Consider the following 23,242-nt stretch of genomic DNA (forward strand, 5'->3'; position numbering starts at 1 on the left):
AAAATTGTTAAGTTATACCAACTATGATTTATTATAGTTATGAGTTCTGAAAAAAAAATTAGTTCTGGGGAAATTGAACTTCCTTATTTTACGACCCCTATTCAAAATGAGGAAGTTTCATCGAAGCGAGTTGATATAAATGTACTTTTAAATAGAGCAAGAAAAGTTCAAGAAAAAGAAACAAGAACTAACTTAGTATTAGCTGGACTTGGACTTAGTTTAGTTTTTGTTGTTGGGTTAATTTTATCTTTCTAATTACATATTTCCATACTTTGGACCACCACTTCCTTCAGGCGTCACCCAAGTAATATTTTGGGAAGGCTCTTTGATATCACAGGTTTTACAATGAATACAATTTTGTGAATTTATCACAAATTTATTTATCCCATTTTCATTTTGAACTTCATAAACACCTGCTGGACAATATCGTTGTGCAGGTTCATCAAATTTTTCTAAAGTATAATTTATTGGTAAATTAGGATCTTTTAATTGTAAGTGCACTGGTTGATTGTCAGCATGATTGGTTCCTGTTAAATAAACAGAACTTGTTTTGTCAAAGGTAATTACATTGTCTGGTTTTGGATAATCAATTTTTGGCATTTCATTTGCTGGCTTTAATGTTTCGTGGTCAGCATGTTTATGCTTTAAGGTAAAAGGTAATTTTCCTCTAAACAATATTTGATCGATTCCAGTGAATATTATTCCAAGAATTAAGCCCCAGCTAAAACTTGGTTTAACATTTCGAGCCGCATGTAATTCTTGATAGACCCAGCTTTTTTTGAACTTATCTTCATATATGGATAAACTTTTATTTTCTTTTAAATGCTCATTGATAGTTTCAGCTGCAATCATTCCACTCTTCATTGCCGTATGTGACCCTTTAATTTTTGGCATATTTAAAGTTCCCGCATCACAACCAATAAGCAAAGCTCCTGGCATAAACATTTTTGGTAAACTTTGTAGTCCACCCTCAATTAAAGCACGAGCACCATAAGAAATACGTTTTCCACCTTCAATTATTTTTTTAATTGCAGGATGAGTTTTAAATCTTTGAAATTCATCAAACGGGGAAAGATATGGGTTTTTATAATCAAGACCAATTACATAACCTAAAAAAACTTGTTTATTTTCTGCATGATACATAAAGCTTCCACCATAAGTATTGTTATCTAGTGGCCAACCTGCAGTATGCATGACCATTCCCTCTTGATGATTTTTTTCAGTTATTTCCCAAATTTCTTTAAATCCAATTCCATATTGTTGCGGGTCTTTACCTTCAGATAAATTAAATTTTTCAATTAATTGTTTTCCAAGATGTCCTCTACATCCTTCAGCAAAAACAGTAACTTTTCCTAAAAGTTCTATGCCAGGTTCAAAACTATCTTTTTTGTTTCCTTCTTTATCAACTCCCATATCTTGAGTTGCAACTCCTTTGACTGATCCATCTTCATTATATAAAATTTCACTTGCTGGAAAGCCTGGAAATATTTCAACTCCTAAACCTTCTGCTTGTTCTGCTAACCATCTACATAAATTAGCTAAACTAATTATGTAATTGTTATGATTTTGTTGAACTGATGGTAACAACCAAGTAGGCCAACTTATTGATTTGGATTTTCCTAAAAATAAAAATTTTTCCTTAGAAACCTTGGTTTTAATAGGTGAGTTTAGTTCTTTCCAATTTGGCAATAACTCCTCTAAGGCCCTGGTTTCAAAAACATTACCACTTAAAATATGAGCACCGATCTCAGATGCTTTTTCTAATAGACAAACATTTAATTCTGGATTTATTTGTTTTAATTTAATTGCAGTTGATAATCCTGAGGGACCACCTCCAACAATCACCACGTCATATTCCATTGCTTCTCTAGGCATATGGTATTTTTTTATATTATTTGTTATTTTTGTATAGTGTTTAATTTATTCAATTCTTCTAGAAATTGTGGAAGTGCTTCAAACAAGTCGGCTTCTAAACCGTAATCTGCAACACTAAAAATAGGTGCTTCCCCATCTTTATTTATTGCAACAATAATTTTACTTTCTTTCATGCCAGCCAAATGTTGAATTGCGCCAGAGATTCCAACCGCAATATATAAATCTGGTACAACAACTTTACCTGTTTGACCAACTTGATGTTCATTGCTTATATACCCAGCATCCACTGCTGCACGTGAGGCTCCTATTGCTGCATTTAATTTATCAGCTATATCTGTAATCAATTTAAAATTATCTCCACTTTGCATACCTCTTCCACCTGAAATCACAACTCTTGCAGTTCCAAGCTCTGGTCTGTCTGATTTAACTTCTTCTCTTTTAATAAATTTTGATACTGAAACTTCATCTGCAGCATCTATTTTTTCAACTGTTGCAGACCCTCCTGACGTTTCACATGGTTCAAACGAGGTTGGTCTTATAGTTATGCATTTTTTTGTATCATTGCTTTTAACAGTTGCAAATGCATTGCCCGCATAAATAGGTCTTATAAATGTATCTGGAGAAATCACTTTTATTATATCGCTTACTTGTGAAGTGTCTAGCAACGCTGCTATTCTTGGCATTAAATTTTTACCAAATGTATTTGCAGAGCTAACTACATGTGAATAATTTTCAGAAGCCTTAACGACTAATGGTGTAAAATTTTCAGGCAAAAAATTTTCATAATGAGAAGCTTCAGCTTGTATTACTTTTTTAACCAAAGGTATTTCTGATAAAGCTTTTGCAACTTCAGAGCAATTATTTCCTATTAATAATGCATGAACATCACTATCAATTTGTGATGCTGCAGTAATTGCATTAAGAGTAAATGGTCTTAATTCTTTATTATTATGTTCAGCAATTAATAAAATAGACATTATATAACCTTCGCTTCATTTTTAAGTTTTTGTACTAATTCAGCTACACTTGACACTTTTATTCCAGCTTTTCTTTTTGGTGGCTCTTCAACTTTAATTTGTTGAACTCTTGGTGCTGCATCAACACCTAAATCTGCTGCTGATAGTTCATCGATTGGTTTTTTTTTAGCTTTCATAATATTTGGTAATGAAGCATATCGAGGTTCATTTAATCTTAAATCACAAGTAACCACTGCTGGAACATTAACTTCAATTGTCTCCAAACCTTCATCAATTTCTCTTATGATTTCTAACTTATTATCTTTAATGTCTATCTTTGATACAAAAGTTGCCTGAGGCCAGTTTAATAATGCACTAAGCATTTGCCCAGTTTGATTACAATCGTCATCAATTGCTTGTTTTCCCATAAATACTAAATCTGGTTTTTCTTTATCTACAATTTTTTGCAATAATTTAGCGACTGCTAAAGGCTCAACAATTCCATCTATTTTAACATGAATTCCTCGGTCTGCACCAACTGCTAATGCTTTACGAACTGTTTCTTGTGCCTTTTCTTCACCAATAGTTACTGCTACTATTTCCGTGGCTTTACCAGCTTCTTTAATTTTTACAGCTTCTTCTATTGCATTATCATCAGGTGGATTTGTTGACATTTTAACGTTGTCTGTGACGACACCAGTGCCATCCTCCTTAACTCTTATTTGGACGTTGTAATCAATAACTCTTTTTACGGCGACTAATATTTTCATTATGCTCTTAGTAAATTATTTTCTGGGTCATAAGGACTTTCCTCTAAAATTGTACAATCATACATTTTACCAAGAATATCAATTTTCAATTTTTGCCCTGGTGTCGCAATCTCAGGCTTAATCATTCCTAATGCTATTGATTTACCTAGTCTAAAACCAAAATCTCCACCAGTTGCACGTCCAATTACTTTTCCATTATCATAAATTGGATTATTTCCTAAAACATCTGCATCTTCTATGTTGTGAACTTCTAAGGTAACCAATTGATTTGAAAATCCTTTTTCTCTCCATTTATTCAAAGCCTCTAATCCAATAAATTTTCCTTTATTTGGGTGAATAAATCTATCTAACCCAGATTCGTAAGGTGAGTATTCGATTGATAATTCTGTACCAACAAGTTTATAAGATTTTTCAAGTCTTAAACTATTCATAGCTCTAATTCCATAAGGCTTAAGACCTAAATCTTTTCCAGCTTCCATTAATTTATCGAAAATATGATTTTGGTATTCAATTGGGTGATGAAGTTCCCAACCTAGTTCCCCTACAAAGTTTACTCTCATAGCATTAACTTGTGCATTTCCAACATCAACAGTTTTTGCACTTAACCATTTAAAGTTTTCATTTGAAAAATCATCTCTTGATACTCTAGTCATTAACTCTCTAGCTTTAGGACCAGAGACAACTAGAACACCAATGCTATTTGTTAAGTTTTCAAATTGAACACTACCATCGGTTGGCATCCATTTTTGAATCCAGTCATGGTCTAATCTTTGATTTGCTCCCGCAGAAACTAAATAATAACTGCCCTCTGCTTCTTTCATGATTGTAAATTCAGAATGCACTCCACCCTTAGTATTAAGAGCATGACATAGTCCAATTCTGCCAATTTTTTTTGGGAGTTTGTTTGCAACTAAATAATCTAAAAACTCTTCAGCACCAGATCCTTTAATTCTACATTTTGCAAATGCCGTCATATCCAGAAGACCAACATTTTCTTTTACATTTTTACATTCTTTTTCTATCGCCTTAAACCATTTAGATCTTCTAAAAGACCAGTCATCTTTTTGTTCCATCCCATCAACTGCAAAGAAATTAGGTCTTTCCCATCCAAATTTTTGACCAAAAACTGCACCAAGGGCTTTCATTCTATCATAACAAGGTGATGTTCTTAATTCCCTAGCAGCTTCTCTTTCTTCGTCTGGATAATGAACTTTAAATACATGATTGTATGCTTCTTCATTTTTTTCTTTTAAATATGATTTTGAAACATAATCACCAAATCTTCTTGGTTCGACACCAAGCATATCTATTGTTGGTTCACCATCAACTATCCATTCTGCAAGTTGCCATCCAGCTCCACCTGCTGCTGTTATTCCAAAACTATGTCCTTCGTTAATCCAAAAATTCTTTAATCCCCATGCGGGTCCAACAATCGGGTTTCCATCAGGTGTATAACAAATTGCACCATTATAAACTTTCTTAACTCCTACTTCTCCAAAAGCAGGTACACGGTGAATCGCTCCTTCAATATGTGGTGCTAGTCTATCTAAGTCTTCTTGAAATAATTCATATTCAGAATCTTTTGACGGACCATCTACATAGCATGCGGGTGCTCCATCTTCATATGGACCTAATATTAATCCACCTGCTTCCTCTCTCATATACCATCTACTATCACTATCTCTTAAAACTCCCATTTCAGGTAAACCATCTTTTTTTCTTTTTACAATATCTGGATGAGGTTCTGTTACGATATATTGATGTTCAACTGGTATTACCGGAATATCTAAGCCAACCATTTTTCCAGTTTGTCTTGCAAAATTTCCAGAGCAAGAAATTACATGTTCACACTCTATTGCACCTTTATCTGTTTCAACAATCCAGCCATCTTTAGTTTGTTTCATTCCTACAACAGCTGTGTTTCTATAAATTTCTGCACCTAGATTTCTAGCCCCTGTTGCCATTGCTTGTGTTAAATCAGCGGGCTGAATATAACCATCTTCTGGATGTTGGATTGCACCAATTAAATCTTCTGTATTACACAAAGGCCAAATTTCTTTTACCTGATCGGGAGTTAAAAATTTTACGTCAACACCAATTGTTTGGGCAACACCTGCATACTGATGATACTCATCCATTCTATCTTTAGTACTTGCTAAACGTATATTTGATACAACACTAAAACCTACATTTTTTCCAGTTTCTTCCTCTAATTTTTTATAAAGATTAACAGCATATTTGTGAAGTTGACCAACTGAATAACTCATATTAAACAAAGGTAATAATCCTGCAGCATGCCAAGTGGAACCAGAAGTTAATTCTTTTCTCTCAATTAAAACAACATCCGACCAACCTTTTTTTGCAAGGTGATAAAGGGCGCTAACTCCTACTACACCACCACCAACTACAACAACTTTAGCTTTAGATTTCATTAAAACGATTCCTACTAAATTTTCATTACGAACGAAACAAAATTCGTTTACTCTCTAAATTAAATTGAAGATCCTAAGGGCATTGGAGCGGACACCATTGTAGTCAACCAGCAGTCTTTGAAGGGACCATCTTTTTTATATTTTTCAACCTGCCATTTAAATTTGTAGTAGGATTTGTCTTTTCCAAGAACACTAACTTCATACAAAGCTACCTTATTGGTAAGGTTTTCTTGAACAATTTCATGATCTAAATGATCTAATAATATTTTATATGATTTGCCTTTCAGCATGGTCTTAAATCTATCCAAAGGTCCTGTGCTTTTTCTATTACTAGGATGGGCAAACTCCCATGTTTGTTCAATACCATTATCTATAGTCGGAGAATTGTTTTTTTGTAAACTTTTTAACTGAATTTCTACAACCTGGTATGGCTCAATATTGCTATTGGGCTTTATTAAGTCTGCTTGTAAAATTGTAAAACTTAGAAAGTAAATTAATAAGGTCTTATATATTATTTGCCGTCCTTTTAACATCTTCAAGAAATTTTTTTCGTTTTTCATCAGTTACAAACGGTACTGCAAAATATCTTCTGTATACAATATTATAAATGCCACACATATGAAACACACCTCTTTTTAACCTTCTAATAGGCAGGTTTAAAAAAAATGTTGTAATAGCTAATCTTGGAGACCCATAAGTACAAAAGATTATAGCCTTTTTATCTTTTAAGTTTCCCATTGGATAACCGTAATTTCCAACTAATTTTTTAAATGTGAAAGCCCATGGTGGTGACAAAACTTTATCTATCCAACCTTCTACAATAGCTGGCATTCTAAAATTCCAAATTGGAGCAATTAAAACAATAGTATCACATTTTTCAATACGTCTTCTGTGATCTAATACATCCTCTCCTGCTTGTTCACCTGCAAAAACTGGATTAAATTTTTCTTTGTACAAATCTACACAATCAACTGTATTACCATTTGCTTCAACAGTTTCTATAAATGTATCTCTAATAGCCGCATTAAAAGACTTTTCATTGTAATGACCATATAAAAGAAATATTCTTTTCATAATTTAGATGGTATAGACCAGAAAAATTAAAAATCTATGAAAAATTTTTACGTTATTGTTGGTATCCATAAAGACCCAAATAAAATTGAAACAATCATTAAAGAAACAGAGAAAAGATTTGGACCCTTCGAAGAAACCCAAGCAAATAATTTTGCCAAGAGTTTAATTCAAAAAAATATAGATGATTTTTATCATCGTGCTTGGGTAGTTAAATCTAATAATTTAACCAAATAAAACCCGGTAAACATAAAGATTACAAAACTTACAGAATTTAAGTTTAGTAGAGCTAATGATGCTATTGCAGGTCCTGGACATAAACCTACTAATCCCCAGCCCGCACCAAAAAGTGATGAGCCTATAATTAATTTTTTATTTAACTCTTTATTATTTGAATAAGAAAATTTCTCAGCAAAAATTGGTTTCTTATTATTCTTAAATAAATGAAAAAAAGGTGAGGATATTACTAAAGCTCCAATCATAACAAACGCTAATGATGGGTCCCAGTCTCCAAAAATATTTAAAAATCCTAAAACTTTTTCAGGATTTATCATCTGTGAAACAGTAAGACCTATTCCAAATATTATTCCACAAATTAAAGATATAATTCTATTCATATTAAATTTTTTACTAAAACCGTTAAAATTCCAACAATCATAAACGTTACTGTTGCTACAATTGATCTTAAAGAAAATCTTCCAATGCCACTGATGCCATGTCCACTAGTGCAGCCACCACCTATTCTTGTACCAGCTCCAACCAATAAACCTGCAAATGCTAACAAATAAAATGAGTTTGAAATTGAAATATTAATCTCTTCCTGACTAAATATTTTATAAACGATAGGTCCAATAATTAATCCAATTAAAAATAAAAGATTATCAAACCTATTATCTTTGGAGGTTAAAAAATTACTAGCGATACCACTTATTCCAATTAATCGGCCATTAAATACAAAAAAAATAATAACTGCTAAACCAATTAAAGATCCCCCCAGAAATGCAGAAATTGGAGTAAAATTAATTATATTCACTTAATTTTGTAACACTGGAAATGCTGGATTAATATTTAGAAAAATTTTTTGGTATTCCATTTTTGTACAACGATTTTCAATATATTGGATTTGATTGTTTTCAACAAGAGTTTTTGCTTCTTCACATCTTATACCCAATTGTAACCATAAAACTTTTGCATCAATTTTCACAGCATCTCTTGCAAAATTAATTGCTTCCTTTGAGGGTCTAAACACATTAACAATTTCTATAGGTATTTTTATATCTTCAAGTTTTCCATAAACTTGTTCCCCTAAAATTTTTTCACCTTTTGCTTTTGGGTTAACAGGAATAACTTTAAAACCATATTTTTGCATATACTTCATCACTATGGTTGATGGTTTCTTTTCATCTTTGCTGACACCCACCATTGCTATAGTTTTATAGTTTGAAAGAATTTCTTTAATTTTGTCTTTCACTACTTATGTTTCCACTTGGGTTTTCTTTTTTGCAAAAATGCTGAGATCCCTTCTTTTGCATCCATTGCCATCATATTTTTAGTCATCATTTTACTCGTATATGCATAAGCTTTTCTCAATGGCATTTCTAATTGATTATAAAAAGTTTGTTTTCCAATTTTAATTGTAAGGCTTGATTTTGAAGCAATAGTTTTGGCAATTTTTAATACTTCATTATTTAATTTTGCTTTAGCAAAATGATTATTAATTAGTCCAATTTCTTTTGCATAATTTGCTTTAATAGGTTCACCAGTTAATAACATTTGCATCATTCTTTTTCTATTAACTTTTCTACTAACTGCAACCATTGGTGTACTACAAAATAAACCAATATTTACTCCTGGTGTTGCAAAAATTGCATCATTAGTACTGTAAGCAAGATCACAGCTTGCAACTAACTGACAACCTGCTGCAAATGCTGCACCATGAACTTTTGCAATAACTGGTTTTTTTCCTTCAACTATTTGAAGCATCAATTTTGAGCAAAGATTAAAAAGTTTTTGATACTTTTCTCTTTTTTTTAATCCACTCACTTCTTTTAAGTTATGACCTGCGCTAAAACCTTTGCCAGCACCTTCAATAATAATTGCTTTAACATCGTTATTATTATCTAATCTTTTAAAAACTTTGATTAGGTCGTTTAAATTTTTAAATGAAAGTGCGTTATATGTTTTTGGCTCATTAATGATGATTGAGGCAATATCTTTATTTGAAAATTTTACTTTAATATTACTTAAGTTTGCCATCTTCTCTCATTTTAGCTCTGATTTTAGTTGCTGATATTTTTTGAATTTCCTCTGATAAAACTATTTCTTCAATTTTATAACCAACTCCTCTACCGTAACAAATGTTTGTAATATTTGGCACTAATATCACCTTAAATCTACCTTCAAACTCTGGGTTTAATCTTTCTTCAATATTCTTTTTCACTGTGTCAAAATCAAATGGGTTATCATCAACTCCTTGAACGTCTCTAATTTGAATACAAACTTGTCCAGTTTTTTTAATAATTTCCTGAAATAAAGCATAATGACCATCATGAAATGGTTGCCACCTTCCTAACATTTGTGCAGTTGGTTTTTTATTGTCCCATTTGTAAGTCACTATTTTATCTCCTTTAATATTATTGGTGCCCAGTATTTAGCATCTTGAGTTGTGACCTGACAATCAAATTTTTCAGGCTTTACAAACATTTTGTTAGTATCGTCAAAACGTCCTTCTTTTATTGTGTTTACCCAAATAATATAATCAGCTGGAAATAAGTTTCTAGCCTCAGGAGTTGGGCAAACAAAATCTGCCACAACATAATTTCCTTCATCTTTCAATTTTTTTGCAAAATCTGCCATTCGCTTTGATTGTCTTATTCTTCCTTCTTCTGAAAAATCCCAATCATTAGCTTCTTTTCTAACCTCATCCGCATTCAATCTTTTAGCATTTAACATTGGTGCTATTTCATTTGCTAAAGTTGTCTTGCCTGAGCCTGGTAAACCCATTATTAAAATTATTTTCATTTTATATTAAATTTTCTGCTACCCATTTATGAAATTGATGGGTTGGATTATCCATTATCGGAGAAAAATTTCCACCATTATAAGTAGGAGAATTTCTTCCTTCTTGCATACCTTCGATAGCTTTTATATCCTCTTTCATTACTTCTTTCCAAAATTCAGAATTTTTTTTTCTCATTTCAGCTAATTTGCTTCCATTTGCACTTTCATCACCTATATAATACATGAATAAGTGCTCTCTTGTTTCACTAATAGATTTTGGCTCCAACCAAAAAATATAGAAATGATCAATATGCAAACCAATCATAACATTAGGAAATAGAGCGATGTATTCGGCTTTTTTTTTTAAATCCTCTGGCCAATTTGGAAAATTATTAAAACTTTTTTCACCTTTAACCGGTTGATCATATTTATTTGTTCCTTGCCCAGCAAATCTATTGGGTAGACCTTGTATGTGATAATGATCAGTTATATTTGAAACTTTGTTGAGTTCTGGATGTATCCAGGGCAAATGGTAACTTTCACAGTAGTTTTCTATAGCGAATTTCCAGTTACATTTAACATCAAGATTAAAATACCCATGATCTTTCGAGTATTTAATTAAATTTTGGTCTTCTTTAGATATAAATTTTGACCATCTTTCTTCAAGAGGCTTTATATATTCCTCAAACTCTAGCTCATTATTATTTATATTAACAAAAATTATATCCATCCATACTTCAGTTCTAACTTCTTTTAAATTACTAGAAGATTTGTCAAAATTTTTTATTTCATGAATGTTCAGACCTCCAATATGAGGTGTTGCAACTAATTTTCCATCAAAATCATAAGCCCATGAGTGATAGGGACATCTCAATACATTTTTTAATGAACAAGGCTCATCTATAAGCTTAAATCCTCTATGGCTACAAACATTATGAAATACTCTTATTTTTTTTTCCTTATCTCTAAGAATAATAAGAGGAATGCCTAACAAACTATAGGGTTGAGCATCTCCTGAATTGGGTACAGAGCTTGCCACTCCAATTACTGACCATTTATTCATGAAAATAGCCTCTCTCTCAAATGATAAATAGTCCTTACTTATATAGCACTCGTTTGGTAAGCCATGAGCTGTTTCAATAGGGTTTCCAACAACCCTGATTTTGTCCAAATCTAAAATCTCTGAAAGTTTAAAATATTTGGTATTTTTGGACATAAAAAAAATTATCACTGAGATTTTTTTTGGCAACAAATATCTTTGTCCACAAGATGAATTTCTTTGACAGCTTTTACAAAAAAGATAAAGATCAAAAAAAAATGAATTTTTCTCTTGAGGTAGGACCTCACACAGATCTTGAAACATTGCCACCAGTTAAAGATGTTTATGTGACTATGCTACCAGGTGGAGACTATAAAGAAACCGCAGCAAAATCTGGTGATTTAGTTAAAAAAGGTTTCAATCCAGTTCCCCATTTTCCAGCAAGATCAATTTTAGATGAACATCAATTAAAAGATTTTATCACAAGATGTAAAGATGTTGGTACAAAACAAGCTTTAGTAATAGGTGGTAGTAGAGATCCAATTGGAAAATTTGATAGTTCAATACAAATTTTAGAAACAGGATTTTTTGAAGGAATTAAAATAGGAATAGCAGGTCATCCAGAAGGTAGTCCTGATATTTCCGATAAAGAATTAGAAAAAGCTATGATGGATAAAAAACCTTACGCCGATTATATAGTGACTCAATGGTTACTAGATAGTCAACCCATTTTAGATTTCATTTCTAAGCAGTCAGTACCAGTGCATGTGGGAATTACTGGGCCAATGAAAATATCCAGCTTAATTAAGTTTGCTAATATAGTTGGGGCGAAAAATTCCATAAATTTTCTTAGATCTAATTTTAGTAAGGCATTAGATTTATTGAAACCTAAAGACCCTAATGATTTAATTGGGAAAGTGAAAGAGTTTACAGGTAACTTCCACATTTATACATTCGGCGGCTTGAAGGAAACTAACAAGTGGTTGAAGGAGAATGGTTATGTCTAATGAATTTGACTATACTAAACTAAAACATGTAACTTCAGTTGATCAATCAGATCGTGAAGTACCATATAACTTAAGACAAAGTGGTCCTACAAAAGTTGAGATGTTAATTTCAACAAGAGTAAGAAAATCTCCATACTGGCATTTATCTATGCAAGCTGGTTGTTGGAGAGCAACTGTATACAATCGTATTTATCACCCAAGAGGTTATGTAAAACCTGAAGATGGTGGAGCGATGGTTGAATATGAAGCAATTAAAAATCACGTTACAATGTGGAACGTTGCTGTTGAAAGACAAATTAGAGTTAAAGGTCCAGATGCAGAAAAGTTTACTGACTACGTTATAACTAGAGATGCAACTAAAATCTCACCCATGAGAGCAAGATATGTAATTTTATGTAATGCTTATGGTGGTGTTTTAAATGATCCTATTCTTCTTAGAATTTCTAAAGATGAATTTTGGTTCTCATTATCAGACTCTGATATTGGAATGTATCTTCAAGGTGTCAATGCTGATGGAAGGTTTAATTGTACTATTGATGAGATTGATGTTTGTCCGGTACAAATTCAAGGACCTAAATCAAAAGCTTTAATGAAAGACCTTTGTGGAGATCAAGTTGATTTTGACAATATGCCTTTCTATGGTTTAGCTGAAGCAAAAATTGGTGGCAGAAGTTGTGTAATTTCACAATCTGGTTTCTCAGGTGAAGCTGGATATGAAATTTATTTAAGAGATGCCACTAAATATGCTGACGATATGTGGAATGCTGTTCTTGCTGCAGGTAAAAAACATAGCCTGATGGTTATCGCTCCTGCTCACCACAGAAGAATTCAAGCTGGAATTCTTTCTTGGGGACAAGATATGGATCAACAACATAACCCTTACCAGTGTAACCTTGGTTATCAAGTGTCACTTTCAGGTAAAGGTGAGTGGAATAAAAAAGCTGACTATGTTGGAAAAGCTGCTTTAGAGAAAATGGGTGCAGAACTTAAGGCTGGTAAAAAACCTTACAAACTTCAGTTAGTAGGTCTTGAGTTGGGTGGAAAACCAATTGAAGAATACGCTCCTGACTTTTGGTTAGTGTCACCTGAAAGCGGTGGAGATCCTGTAGGATTTATCACATCTCCTTGGTATCACCCTGAAAAAGGTCAAAATATAGCAATGGGATATGTGCCATTTGATGGAACATTAAATGCTAATGGTTTCCCTAAGGGTAAAGTTGGAACTAAGTACAAAGTTCATTTACCTGCTAAATATTCTGACGCACCAGGAACACCAGTTGATGCTGTGGTAGTGGATATTCCATTTACAGAATCTTATAACGCAAACACTAGAGAAGTCGTTAAAGGTTAAATTAATTATTGGGGGGAGACTTATTCTCCCCCACTAATAATGACAAAAACATTCCTAATCGTAGTTTGCATAATAATTGTAATTGCTTTAATACTCTTTCCACTATTTGTTTCTTACAAAGCTCAGAAAAATAGTAAAAAAAATAAATAATGTTTGGTCAATTTTTAAATATTGTTGTCAGGTCTATTAAATTAGATAAATCTCTCTACAAAGATAATAAAAACTTTGGTGAGGCAGCAGTATACTTTGCTGGTCTTATCATGATATTGGATGGTTTAGCTGGGGCAGTTGCTGCAAACACTGTTATTAAAACTGCTGTTGCAATGTCTGGCTTAACTGCCATTCTTACTTGGTTTGTATGGGGATTATTTATTTATGTGATCGGTGTAAAATTATTTCCAGATAAGGAGACAAAAGTTTCATTTAAAAAAGTATTAACAGCAGTTGGCTATGCTCATGCACCAGGGCTTTTAAGATTTTTTGCTGTAACTCCAGATTTAATGATCCCAATAATATTTCTAACTCAGTTTTGGATATTTGCAGGATTAATCATTTCAACAAAACAAGTTTTAAATCTTAAGTCTAATTTTAAATCATTTGGAATAGTCTTTTTAGCATTTTTAATAATTGCTTTTCTTTCAATATCTTTTGTTATGAGTAAAATGAACAGTTTGCCTATAAGCAATATCAGCTAAATTGGAAATATTGTTTTAGAAGTTTTACAAGAACTGCAAATTTTAAATCCTGTTAAAATTAAATTTTGAGAAACACATTCGTCTTCTTTTTTACATTCTTCACAAAAATTATCAATTTCTTCAAAGTCTTCTTCTACTTTACCTTTATCATCTTTATTCATGGTTTATTTAATCCTGCTTTTTTTACAAAATAAAGTCCTACTAGTACTGCAAATAATGATACTAAAACTTTATCAGTAATTAATTCATCTAAAAATATGTAGCTTAAAATAATTCCAAAAATAGGTATCAAATAAGAGACTTGGGATTGAAATATTAATCCATTATTTTTTAAAATTTTAAATCTTAACAACCAAGCAGCTCCTGTTGAAACCATTCCTAAATAAACTACTGATATTGTGGACTCTATACTGGGTACTGAGTTCCAAGGCTTTTCAAAAAAATAAACTAAAGGTAGTAAAATTAAAACAGCCCAAATTAATATAGATCCTGTTACATTTTCATTTTTCTTTTTACTAATTTTAAGGGTTAGAACGCCACCAACAACATAACATGTTGATCCAAGTAAGATTAATAATGCAGAAATAAAATTGTTATCATTAATCAGTATGTCGTCAGAAAATAAATAAATAATTCCTGCAAAACCAATTAAAATTCCAAAAGTTTTAAGGGCATTAAATTTTTCATTTTTTGTGTAAAAATGACCTAATACAGTTGAGCTTAATGGTGTTGTAGACATTAATATTGCTGCCAAGTTACTTTGTACTGATTTAACACCGTAAGCTATTAAAAAAAAGGTAAAACTAAATTTACAAAACCTATTATAGCAAACCAATACCAATCTTTAGAGAATGCCTCCACTCTTATTTTTTTATAAAAACATAATAATAGTACTGGAATAGATCCAAAAAAAACTCTTAGAAAAGCAATTGTAACAGGGCCAAAAGACTCTGTTGCAATTTTAATATTAAAAAAAGCTGAAGCCCAAATTAAAGCTAGAATTACTAACAGTATATAATCAATTAATTTAGGTTGTCTCATTCAGTTATATTTTCAACTTTTCCATTAGTGATTTTTTGAATATTGGTAAAATTTATTTTAAATACACAATTTGGATGTCCTGCTGCTGCAAATAGCTCATTAAACCTTTCTAGGGAATTGTCTATAATAATTTCGATTTGCTTTAAATGACCAATGGGTGATACACCACCAATTGTATATCCTGTTTGAGATTTTACGTCCTCTGGATTTGCCATTGAAACATCTTTTTTGTTAATTATTTTTTTTATTTTACTCAAAGAGGCTCTCTTATCTCCTGCAACCAAACAAAGTATAAAACTATCATTTGTTTTAAATAATAAACTTTTAACAATTGCTCCAACATTACAATCTAATCCTGTTGCCGCATCTTGAGCTGTTCTTGCTGATTTATCTAAAACAATAACCTCTAAGGATTGATCAAAATTCTTCAGAGATTTCTCGGCTCTTTTAACTGGCTCTTTGTCTAATAAACTCATAATTCAACTAACAATTGATTGATAATTTAACAAATAATGATGTAATTCATATGTAAAAAACGCATAGGTGTTATTAATTAATCAAGCAATATAATTAAGATATTTTTTGATAATTTAATCTAACAAAATTTAAAAAGGAGAGATCATGAGTGCCAAAAATGTACTAAAATTCATTAAAGAAAAAGAAGCAGAGTTTGTTGATTTAAGATTTACTGATCCAAGAGGAAAACTTCAACATTTAACTATGGATTCTACAATTGTAGATGAAGATATGTTAAATGATGGTGTGTTTTTTGATGGGTCATCTATCGCCGGATGGAAAGCTATCAATGAGTCAGACATGATTTTAAAACCTGATACTTCAAGAATGATCATGGATCCATTTACATCTCATAATACCTTAGTACTTTTTTGTGACATCCTCGATGCAGTAAAGAAATCTCCTTATGACAGAGATCCAAGAGGAACAGCTAAAAAAGCTGAAGAGTATTTAAAGAAATCTGGTATTGGTGATAAAGCTTTTTTTGGTCCTGAGCCTGAATTTTTTGTTTTTGATGATGTAAGAATTAACAATGATCCAAACAATACTGGTTTTAAAATAGACAGTAAAGAAGGCCCTTATAATTCAGGGACAGAATATGCAAATGGAAATATGGGACATAGACCTCCAGTAAAAGGTGGCTACTTTCCTGTTCCTCCAGTAGACAGTGAACAAGATATGAGAAGCGAATATCTAAAAAGTCTAAAAGAAGTTGGGATTAAAGTTGAAAAACATCACCACGAAGTAGCTCCAAGTCAACATGAACTTGGAATGTATTTTGGTACTCTGGTTGATCAAGCTGATAATGTTCAGTTATATAAATATGTAGTTCAAATGGTTACTCATTCTTTTGGAAAAACTGCAACATTCATGCCAAAACCAATTGCAGGTGATAACGGTTCTGGAATGCACATTCACCAATCAATATGGAAAAATGATAAACCAGTTTTCTCTGGAGATGCATACGCTGGATTATCAGAGACTGCACTTCATTACATTGGTGGAATTTTAAAACATGCTAAAGCAATAAATGCATTTTCTAATTCTACTACTAATAGCTATAAAAGATTGATACCTGGCTTTGAAGCTCCAGTGCTACTTGCTTATTCTGCAAGAAACAGATCTGCTTCTTGTCGTATACCAATTTCATTAAGCAAAAATGGAGCAAGATGTGAAATAAGATTTCCTGATGCCTCAGGTAATCCTTATCTTACTTTTGCTGCAATGCTTATGGCTGGACTTGATGGAATTAAAAATAAGATACATCCAGGAGAGTCGTTTGATCAAGATCTATATGATTTACCTCCTGAAGAAGTTAAAAATATTCCAACTGTTTGTGGTTCATTAAGAGAAGCAATGGAAAATCTAGATAAAGATAGAGAGTTTTTAACTGAAGGTGGAGTATTTACTGACGATCAAATTGATGCTTACATTGCATTAAAATTTGAAGAGATACATAAATTTGAACATGCACCTCATCCTGTTGAGTTTGAGATGTATTACAGTAGTTAAATATAATTACTGTCTAGTTGTTGCTATTGTATCTTTGTTAATTCCTTTTTTAACAACGTAATCCTGTGTGCCATTAGCACCAGTATTGACCTCTGTTCTAAGAGTTTTAAAAAAAGTTCTTTCTTTTAAAGACTTCTCCAGTGATTTAACAAGATTTTTAAATTCAAATTTATTCATATCCAATTAATACACTAGATATGTGTTATTTGCAATACAGATATGCGTATAATTAATATCAAATTTTAAAAGACTCTCCACAACCACAACGTTCAGACTCATTGGGGTTATTAAAGACAAAAGAGGATGAAAATTCTTCCTTTTTATAGTCCATTTCTGTGCCCAATAAATACATTACAGCTGCTGCATCAACAAAAACTTTAACACCCTTATCTTCTATAATTTCGTCTGTAGGATTAATTTCTTTTGCATACTCCATAACATAAGACATTCCAGCACAACCCCCAGATTTAACTGCAACTCTTACACCAATAGAATTTGATTCTTTATCTGACATTATTTCTTTAATTCTATTAGCCGCATTATCGCTTAATCTGATTATAGGATTCATTATAAATTTAACTCCAGTTTAGCAGCTTCTGACATCATTGATTTATCCCATGGTGGCTCAAACACTAAATCAAGATCCACTTCTTCTATGCCCTCAACTTGCATAGCGCTGTCTTTAACTTCTTTAGGTAAGCTTTCAGCAACTGGACAGTTTGGAGTAGTCAATGTCATTATAATTTTAGCCTTATCATCTTTTACTTTAACATCATAAATTAGACCTAATTCATAAATATTAACTGGTATTTCAGGATCATATATTTTTCTAATTTCAGCTATTACTTGTTCTCTTAAGTCCATAATTTAATCTAATCTTTCAGTATTAATTTCTTCTTGAGTATTGTCAATTGCAGAAACTAAAGTATGCCATGATAAAGTTGCACATTTAACTCTCATTGGATATTTTTTTACTCCAGATAAGCACATTAATTTGGTTTTTTCATCCTCTTTTAAATTTTCTGAATTTAATTCAGGATTTTCTTTTATCATTCCTAAAAAATCTTCAACAATTTCTTTAGCTTCATGTTCATTCTTACCTTTAATTAAGTCTGTCATAATTGAGGCTGACGCCATTGAGATAGCGCAACCACTACCTTCAAAAGAAATATCTTCTACTATTTTTTGTCCATTAAGTTTTAAATAAACATGTACATTATCACCACATAAAGGATTATGTCCTTTAGCATCTTTATTAAAATTTTCAGTTTTTCTAAGATTGCGTGGATTTTTACCATGCTCTAGTATTATTTCTTGATATAATTCTTTTAAGTTCATTTTTGGTTAAATATTTTTTTACAATTATTTATTGCATCATTAAGTGTATCTAAATCTTCTCTTGTATTATAAATTCCAACAGATGCTCGCGAACTTGCAGGTATATTTAATTTATCATGTAGAATTTGACAGCAATGATGACCCGCTCGAATTGCAACTCCATCTCCATCTAAGATAGTTGCTACATCATGTGGGTGAATACCCTCAATAGTAAAAGATAAAACCCCACCTTTATTTTTAGGATTACCTATTAATCTAACTGAATTATTTTTTTGTAATAGTTCCTGCCCATATTCAACTAAGTCAGCTTCATGTTTCACCACATTATCTATACCAATTCTTTCTAAAAATTTAATAGACTGATCAAATGCAATCACTTGAGCTGTAGCCATAGTTCCTGCCTCAAATTTATTAGGAAGATCACCATAAGAAATTCTATCTTTTTTAACCTCATTGATCATTCCACCACCACCTTGATATGGAGGCAATTCTTCTAACCATTTTTTTTTACCATACAAAACACCTAAACCAGTAGGGCCATACATTTTATGACAAGAAATAGCATAAAAATCACAATCAAGATCTTGCATATCTAATCTTAAATGAGGAGCACCCTGACAACCATCAACAACTACAATTATACCTTTTGAATGAGCAAGCTCTGTTATTTCTTTAATTGGTAAAATAGCACCTGTAACATTTGATAAATGTGTAATTGAAATTACTTTTGTTCTAGTAGTAATTCTTTTTTCAATTTCTTCTAATGTTACTTCACCATCATCATTAATTTCAGCAAAATTAATTTTTATATTTTTGGATTTTCTTAGAAAATGCCAAGGCACATAATTAGAATGGTGCTCCAATTCAGTGATAAGCACTTCATCACCATCTTGTAAATAATTTTGACCTAATATATTTGCAACTAGATTAAGTGCTTCTGTTGCACCTTTGGTAAAAACAATTTCATTTTTATCCTTAGCATTAATAAACTTTTGAACTGAGGTTCTTGTGTTCTCATATAAATTGGTAGCAGCAACTGCAAGATAATGAACACTTCTACCTACATTAGAAAATTCTTTACTATAAAATTCATTAATTCTATCTATTACAACTTTTGGTTTTTGAGAAGAATTTGCACTATCTAGATATACTAAATCATTGTTTTGAATTTTTTCATCAAAAATAGGAAACTCTTCTTTTATCTTGTCTATATTCATTCTTTAAGTCCAATTATTTTTTTTATTAAATTTTTTATTTCAAAGTCAGTTATTTTTTCTATTACATCTAGTAAAAACCCATTAATTAAAAGTTCTCTTGATTGTTGATAATCTAATCCCCTAGACATTATATAAAATATAGAGTCCTCATCTAAACTACCTGATGCTGAACCATGTGAACATTTAACATCATCTGCATAAATTTCTAATTCTGGTTTTGCATTAAATTCAGATGCTTCATTTAATAAAATTGCTTTACTTAGTTGATATCCATCTGTTTTTTGTGCTTTTGAATTAACAAATATTTTTCCCTGATATACAGCTTTAGAACTATCGTTTAAGACACTTTTAATTAATTGATAGCTTTTAGTATTTTCTGTTAGATGATTTATGGTAGTTCTAACTTCATGGTGTCTATCATTAGAAAGTGAAAAAATACCATTTATAAATGCTGATGAATATTTTCCATTTAAATTACAATTAATCTCACTCTTAAAGAAATGTGATCCAGATGATAAAATAAACGTTTCTGATAAACTGTTAGCAGCTTGTTCAATATTATTAAAAGAATATTTTACATTCGTATTTTCTATTTTATCAATTTTATAATTTTTTAAAATTGCATTTTGTTTTAAATCAAAATTATAAAAAATGTTTAAAAAATTTTTTTCTGAATTATCATTAAATAAGTCTATTAATCTCAAGGAGCTATTTTCCTCTAGTTGAAAATCTAAGCTTAAATTTATGTTTTTGGACTTAATCTTATCATTCGTTACATGATAAATTATTAAAGGTTTTTCTAGTTGATAATCTTTTTTAATTAAGATTTTATAAGATTTATTGGTAAAGGCCTTATTTAAATCAATTAAAGAGTTAAAGTTATTTGACCTGTTGTCAATTTCTGGCTCATCAATTATTTTTATCTTATCTTTTTTTTCATAATCAAAAACAATTTTTTCAATTCTGCCATTTACAAAAACGATCTTGTTGTGTTCTAACCCATCAATAAATACTGATGTATCAATCTTATTTGATAATGAATAATCATTATAAAAGCTTAGATCACCAATTTTTTTTTTAATTATTTGATTTAAATCAGAAAATTTCCAATTTTCATCTCTTCTATTTGGAAAACCTGTTTTTATAAATTCATTCAAAGAGTTTTGTTTAAGTTCAATATCTCTTTTGGTAAAACTTGAAGTTTTTATAATATTATCAAAATCTATTTGAAGTTGTTCTTTCATTAAATTAAAAACTTTCATATCCTTTTTTTTCTAGTTCTAAAGCTAATTCTGCTCCACCAGATTTAATAATCTTTCCATCTTTCAATACATGAACAAAATCAGGTTTAATATAATCTAGTAGCCTCTGGTAATGGGTAATTATTAGAAAAGAATTTTTCTTATCCCTTAAAGTATTCACCCCATCAGCCACAATTTTTAAAGCATCAATATCTAATCCAGAGTCGGTTTCATCTAAGATTGATAACTTTGGTGCTAACAATGACATTTGCAAAATTTCATTTTTCTTTTTTTCTCCACCAGAAAAACCAACATTTAATTGTCTATTTAGTTTTTCCTCATCAAACTTAAGTTCTTTTGCTTTTTCTTTTACTAATTTTAAAAACTCGATAGCATCAAGCTCCTTTTCACCTCTTGCTTTTTTTACTGCATTTAATGAAGTTTTTAAAAATATATTTGTATTAACTCCAGGAATTTCTAAAGGATACTGAAATGCTAAAAAGATACCTTTGTGTGCTCTTTCCTCTGTTTCTAAATCAAATAAATTTTTATTTTCAAAAAGAACCTCTCCTGAAACTTCATAACCTTTTTTACCTGATAAAATATTTGATAATGTGCTTTTTCCAGATCCATTTGGACCCATTATAGCATGAACTTCTCCTGGGTTTATTTCAAGAGAAAGTCCTTTTAAAATTTCTTTACTATCTATCTTTGCATTTAATTTATTTATTTTTAACATTACCCAACACTTCCTTCCAAACTAATGCCAACTAACTTTTGAGCTTCAACAGCAAATTCCATCGGTAACTGTTGCAATACCTCTTTACAAAATCCATTCACTATTAATCCAACTGCTTCTTCTTGACTCAAACCTCTTTGCTGACAATAATGAAGTTGTTCTTCACTTATTTTTGAAGTTGTTGCCTCATGAGCAATATTTGATTCTGAGTTTTTGTTTTTAATATACGGAACTGTATGTGCTCCACACTTATTACCCATTAACAATGAGTCACATTGAGTATAATTACTAGAATTTGATGCTTTAGAGGAAATATCAACTAGACCTCTATAAGTCATATCTGAAAATCCTGCGCTTATTCCTTTTGAAATAATTTTACTCTTTGTATTTTTACCTAAATGGATCATTTTTGTACCCGTGTCAGCTTTTTGATGGTTATTTGTAATCGCAATTGAATAAAACTCTCCAATTGAATTGTCCCCTTTTAAAATACAACTTGGATATTTCCATGTAATAGCAGATCCTGTTTCTACTTGTGTCCATGAAATTTTAGAATTTTTTCCTTTGCACAATCCTCGTTTAGTAACAAAATTATATATTCCACCTTTTCCATCTTTATCACCAGGATACCAATTTTGAACTGTAGAATATTTTATTTCAGCATCATCTAGTGCTATCAACTCTACATTAGCAGCGTGCAATTGATTTTCATCTCTCATAGGAGCTGTACAACCTTCTAAATAACTTACATAACTTCCCTTATCTGCAACAATTAAGGTTCTTTCAAACTGACCTGTATTTGAGGCATTAATTCTAAAGTAAGTAGATAGTTCCATCGGACATCTTACGCCTTCAGGTATATATGCAAATGAACCATCAGTAAAAACAGCAGAATTAAGAGTTGCAAAAAAGTGATCAGTTGTAGGAATTACAGATCCTAGATATTTCTTAACTAGTTCAGGATGATTTTGAATAGCCTCCGATATAGGACAAAATATAATTCCTAGCTTAGACAGTTCTTCTCTAAAAGTTGTGGCAACTGAGACCGAGTCAAATACTGCATCAACTGCAATACCATTTAATCTTGCCTGTTCTTGAAGTGGGATCCCAAGTTTTTTATATGTTTCTAAAAGTTTTGGATCTAATTCGTCTAAACTTTTAGGTTTATCATCCATACTTTTTGGTGCTGAATAATAATATAAATCTTGATAATCAATTTTTGGATACTTAGGTTTTTGCCAATCTGGTTCTTTTAATTGTTTAAATCTTTCAAATGCTTTTAATCTAAAATCAAGCATCCATTTAGGTTCTTTTTTAATATTTGAAATAAATTTAATTACTTCTTCATTTAAGCCTTTGGGTGCTGTTATACTTTCAATGTCAGTTGAAAATCCATATTTATAATCTTTTAATTTTTCTATTTCTTTCTCTCTAGCGTCCAT

The 23,242-nt window shown here is 31.1% G+C and carries 30 protein-coding genes and 1 pseudogene; 6 read left to right on the forward strand and 25 right to left on the reverse strand.

Features of this window, described 5'->3' with window-relative positions; all coding sequences use genetic code 11:
• Positions 1-39: 39 nt before the first annotated feature.
• Complete coding sequence (locus AC5SLL_RS04110) at positions 40-255, forward strand: hypothetical protein (protein WP_494586194.1); 216 nt, start codon at positions 40-42, stop codon at positions 253-255.
• On the opposite strand, the gene AC5SLL_RS04115 is transcribed toward AC5SLL_RS04110, so the two are convergent.
• From AC5SLL_RS04115 to AC5SLL_RS04140, 6 genes are read right to left on the reverse strand one after another with little or no spacing between them, the layout of a single operon-like run.
• Positions 256-1,875, reverse strand: coding sequence for an electron transfer flavoprotein-ubiquinone oxidoreductase (locus tag AC5SLL_RS04115; protein ID WP_494586195.1), 1,620 nt, complete (start codon positions 1,873-1,875; stop codon positions 256-258).
• 23 nt (positions 1,876-1,898) lie between these two features.
• Complete coding sequence (locus tag AC5SLL_RS04120; RefSeq protein ID WP_494586196.1) at positions 1,899-2,852, reverse strand: electron transfer flavoprotein subunit alpha/FixB family protein; 954 nt, start codon at positions 2,850-2,852, stop codon at positions 1,899-1,901.
• Entirely contained in the window at positions 2,852-3,601 is a 750-nt protein-coding gene (locus AC5SLL_RS04125; RefSeq protein WP_494586197.1) for an electron transfer flavoprotein subunit beta/FixA family protein, read from the reverse strand. Before AC5SLL_RS04125 ends, AC5SLL_RS04120 begins: the two co-directional genes overlap by 1 nt.
• Positions 3,601-6,033 (reverse strand): GcvT family protein, encoded by a 2,433-nt coding sequence (locus tag AC5SLL_RS04130; RefSeq protein WP_494586198.1) that lies wholly within the window; start codon positions 6,031-6,033, stop codon positions 3,601-3,603. The genes AC5SLL_RS04125 and AC5SLL_RS04130 overlap by 1 nt, the downstream gene beginning before the upstream one ends.
• Before the next feature lie 59 nt (positions 6,034-6,092).
• On the reverse strand, positions 6,093-6,593 hold the full coding sequence (locus AC5SLL_RS04135; RefSeq protein ID WP_494586199.1) for a hypothetical protein: 501 nt from the start codon (positions 6,591-6,593) through the stop codon (positions 6,093-6,095).
• Complete coding sequence (locus AC5SLL_RS04140) at positions 6,538-7,107, reverse strand: NAD(P)H-dependent oxidoreductase (protein WP_494586200.1); 570 nt, start codon at positions 7,105-7,107, stop codon at positions 6,538-6,540. Before AC5SLL_RS04140 ends, AC5SLL_RS04135 begins: the two co-directional genes overlap by 56 nt.
• A 36-nt stretch (positions 7,108-7,143) precedes the next feature.
• On the opposite strand from AC5SLL_RS04140, the gene AC5SLL_RS04145 reads away from it, so the two are divergent.
• A complete protein-coding gene (locus AC5SLL_RS04145) occupies positions 7,144-7,341 on the forward strand; it encodes a DUF4170 domain-containing protein (protein ID WP_494572701.1) in 198 nt (65 codons plus the stop codon).
• On the opposite strand, the gene AC5SLL_RS04150 is transcribed toward AC5SLL_RS04145, so the two are convergent.
• The 7 genes from AC5SLL_RS04150 to AC5SLL_RS04180 are packed head-to-tail and all read right to left on the reverse strand — an operon-like array spanning position 7,299 to position 11,320.
• Positions 7,299-7,721, reverse strand: a complete 423-nt coding sequence (locus AC5SLL_RS04150; protein ID WP_494586201.1) for a DUF6691 family protein — start codon at positions 7,719-7,721, stop codon at positions 7,299-7,301. The two genes, AC5SLL_RS04145 and AC5SLL_RS04150, sit on opposite strands and share 43 nt — an antisense overlap.
• Positions 7,718-8,137: a YeeE/YedE family protein gene (locus AC5SLL_RS04155; RefSeq protein ID WP_494572703.1), complete on the reverse strand. Its 420-nt coding sequence runs from the start codon at positions 8,135-8,137 to the stop codon at positions 7,718-7,720. The genes AC5SLL_RS04150 and AC5SLL_RS04155 overlap by 4 nt, the downstream gene beginning before the upstream one ends.
• Positions 8,138-8,575, reverse strand: coding sequence for a CoA-binding protein (locus tag AC5SLL_RS04160; RefSeq protein WP_494586202.1), 438 nt, complete (start codon positions 8,573-8,575; stop codon positions 8,138-8,140). It abuts the gene before it with no gap.
• Positions 8,575-9,360, reverse strand: a complete 786-nt coding sequence (locus AC5SLL_RS04165; RefSeq protein WP_494586203.1) for an enoyl-CoA hydratase — start codon at positions 9,358-9,360, stop codon at positions 8,575-8,577. The genes AC5SLL_RS04160 and AC5SLL_RS04165 overlap by 1 nt, the downstream gene beginning before the upstream one ends.
• Positions 9,344-9,718, reverse strand: coding sequence for a cytidyltransferase (locus AC5SLL_RS04170; RefSeq protein ID WP_494586204.1), 375 nt, complete (start codon positions 9,716-9,718; stop codon positions 9,344-9,346). Before AC5SLL_RS04170 ends, AC5SLL_RS04165 begins: the two co-directional genes overlap by 17 nt.
• The gene (locus AC5SLL_RS04175; protein WP_494572707.1) at positions 9,718-10,125 is read right to left on the reverse strand and encodes a P-loop nucleotide/nucleoside kinase family protein; all 408 of its coding nucleotides are present in this window, start codon (positions 10,123-10,125) and stop codon (positions 9,718-9,720) included. The genes AC5SLL_RS04170 and AC5SLL_RS04175 overlap by 1 nt, the downstream gene beginning before the upstream one ends.
• 1 nt (position 10,126) lies before the next feature.
• Positions 10,127-11,320 carry an aromatic ring-hydroxylating oxygenase subunit alpha gene (locus tag AC5SLL_RS04180; protein ID WP_494586205.1) on the reverse strand — a complete coding sequence of 398 codons (1,194 nt, stop codon included), beginning with the start codon at positions 11,318-11,320 and terminating at the stop codon, positions 10,127-10,129.
• Between the two features lie 53 nt (positions 11,321-11,373).
• Here AC5SLL_RS04180 and AC5SLL_RS04185 point away from each other — a divergent pair, with 53 nt between their 5' ends.
• The 3 genes from AC5SLL_RS04185 (at position 11,374) to AC5SLL_RS04195 (ending at position 14,196) form a co-directional block, all read left to right on the forward strand.
• Positions 11,374-12,150 carry a methylenetetrahydrofolate reductase gene (locus AC5SLL_RS04185; RefSeq protein WP_494586206.1) on the forward strand — a complete coding sequence of 259 codons (777 nt, stop codon included), beginning with the start codon at positions 11,374-11,376 and terminating at the stop codon, positions 12,148-12,150.
• Positions 12,143-13,501, forward strand: coding sequence for a glycine cleavage T C-terminal barrel domain-containing protein (locus tag AC5SLL_RS04190; RefSeq protein ID WP_494572710.1), 1,359 nt, complete (start codon positions 12,143-12,145; stop codon positions 13,499-13,501). The genes AC5SLL_RS04185 and AC5SLL_RS04190 overlap by 8 nt, the downstream gene beginning before the upstream one ends.
• Positions 13,502-13,650: 149 nt before the next feature.
• Positions 13,651-14,196: a hypothetical protein gene (locus tag AC5SLL_RS04195; RefSeq protein ID WP_494572711.1), complete on the forward strand. Its 546-nt coding sequence runs from the start codon at positions 13,651-13,653 to the stop codon at positions 14,194-14,196.
• Here AC5SLL_RS04195 and AC5SLL_RS04200 read toward each other — a convergent pair.
• From AC5SLL_RS04200 to AC5SLL_RS04215, 4 genes and pseudogenes are all read right to left on the reverse strand, one after another.
• Positions 14,193-14,357 carry a hypothetical protein gene (locus tag AC5SLL_RS04200; protein ID WP_494586207.1) on the reverse strand — a complete coding sequence of 55 codons (165 nt, stop codon included), beginning with the start codon at positions 14,355-14,357 and terminating at the stop codon, positions 14,193-14,195. The two genes, AC5SLL_RS04195 and AC5SLL_RS04200, sit on opposite strands and share 4 nt — an antisense overlap.
• A complete protein-coding gene (locus AC5SLL_RS04205) occupies positions 14,354-14,851 on the reverse strand; it encodes a DMT family transporter (RefSeq protein ID WP_494587066.1) in 498 nt (165 codons plus the stop codon). Before AC5SLL_RS04205 ends, AC5SLL_RS04200 begins: the two co-directional genes overlap by 4 nt.
• 24 nt (positions 14,852-14,875) lie before the next feature.
• Positions 14,876-15,237: pseudogene (locus AC5SLL_RS04210) on the reverse strand (DMT family transporter); the annotation flags it as partial.
• Positions 15,234-15,713 carry a YbaK/EbsC family protein gene (locus AC5SLL_RS04215; protein WP_494586208.1) on the reverse strand — a complete coding sequence of 160 codons (480 nt, stop codon included), beginning with the start codon at positions 15,711-15,713 and terminating at the stop codon, positions 15,234-15,236. The gene AC5SLL_RS04215 and the pseudogene AC5SLL_RS04210, both read right to left, overlap by 4 nt.
• Before the next feature lie 145 nt (positions 15,714-15,858).
• Here AC5SLL_RS04215 and glnA point away from each other — a divergent pair, with 145 nt between their 5' ends.
• Positions 15,859-17,265 carry a type I glutamate--ammonia ligase gene (gene glnA, locus AC5SLL_RS04220; protein WP_494586209.1) on the forward strand — a complete coding sequence of 469 codons (1,407 nt, stop codon included), beginning with the start codon at positions 15,859-15,861 and terminating at the stop codon, positions 17,263-17,265.
• A gap of 6 nt (positions 17,266-17,271) precedes the next feature.
• On the opposite strand, the gene AC5SLL_RS04225 is transcribed toward glnA, so the two are convergent.
• Genes AC5SLL_RS04225 through sufB form a run of 8 tightly spaced genes read right to left on the reverse strand, consistent with a single transcriptional unit; the run spans position 17,272 to position 23,242 of the window.
• Positions 17,272-17,442, reverse strand: a complete 171-nt coding sequence (locus tag AC5SLL_RS04225; protein WP_271480643.1) for a hypothetical protein — start codon at positions 17,440-17,442, stop codon at positions 17,272-17,274.
• A 58-nt stretch (positions 17,443-17,500) separates the two neighbouring features.
• Positions 17,501-17,833, reverse strand: coding sequence for a HesB/IscA family protein (locus AC5SLL_RS04230; protein ID WP_494572716.1), 333 nt, complete (start codon positions 17,831-17,833; stop codon positions 17,501-17,503).
• Positions 17,833-18,129, reverse strand: coding sequence for an iron-sulfur cluster assembly protein (locus AC5SLL_RS04235; RefSeq protein ID WP_481968292.1), 297 nt, complete (start codon positions 18,127-18,129; stop codon positions 17,833-17,835). Before AC5SLL_RS04235 ends, AC5SLL_RS04230 begins: the two co-directional genes overlap by 1 nt.
• 3 nt (positions 18,130-18,132) lie before the next feature.
• On the reverse strand, positions 18,133-18,603 hold the full coding sequence (sufU, locus tag AC5SLL_RS04240) for a Fe-S cluster assembly sulfur transfer protein SufU (RefSeq protein WP_494586210.1): 471 nt from the start codon (positions 18,601-18,603) through the stop codon (positions 18,133-18,135).
• On the reverse strand, positions 18,600-19,820 hold the full coding sequence (locus AC5SLL_RS04245) for an aminotransferase class V-fold PLP-dependent enzyme (RefSeq protein WP_494586211.1): 1,221 nt from the start codon (positions 19,818-19,820) through the stop codon (positions 18,600-18,602). The genes sufU and AC5SLL_RS04245 overlap by 4 nt, the downstream gene beginning before the upstream one ends.
• The gene (sufD, locus tag AC5SLL_RS04250; RefSeq protein ID WP_494586212.1) at positions 19,817-21,082 is read right to left on the reverse strand and encodes a Fe-S cluster assembly protein SufD; all 1,266 of its coding nucleotides are present in this window, start codon (positions 21,080-21,082) and stop codon (positions 19,817-19,819) included. Before sufD ends, AC5SLL_RS04245 begins: the two co-directional genes overlap by 4 nt.
• Positions 21,069-21,800 (reverse strand): Fe-S cluster assembly ATPase SufC, encoded by a 732-nt coding sequence (sufC, locus tag AC5SLL_RS04255; RefSeq protein ID WP_415272176.1) that lies wholly within the window; start codon positions 21,798-21,800, stop codon positions 21,069-21,071. The genes sufD and sufC overlap by 14 nt, the downstream gene beginning before the upstream one ends.
• Complete coding sequence (gene sufB / locus AC5SLL_RS04260) at positions 21,800-23,242, reverse strand: Fe-S cluster assembly protein SufB (RefSeq protein ID WP_415276111.1); 1,443 nt, start codon at positions 23,240-23,242, stop codon at positions 21,800-21,802. The genes sufC and sufB overlap by 1 nt, the downstream gene beginning before the upstream one ends.

This window comes from Candidatus Pelagibacter sp. PS_43 (assembly GCF_059417795.1).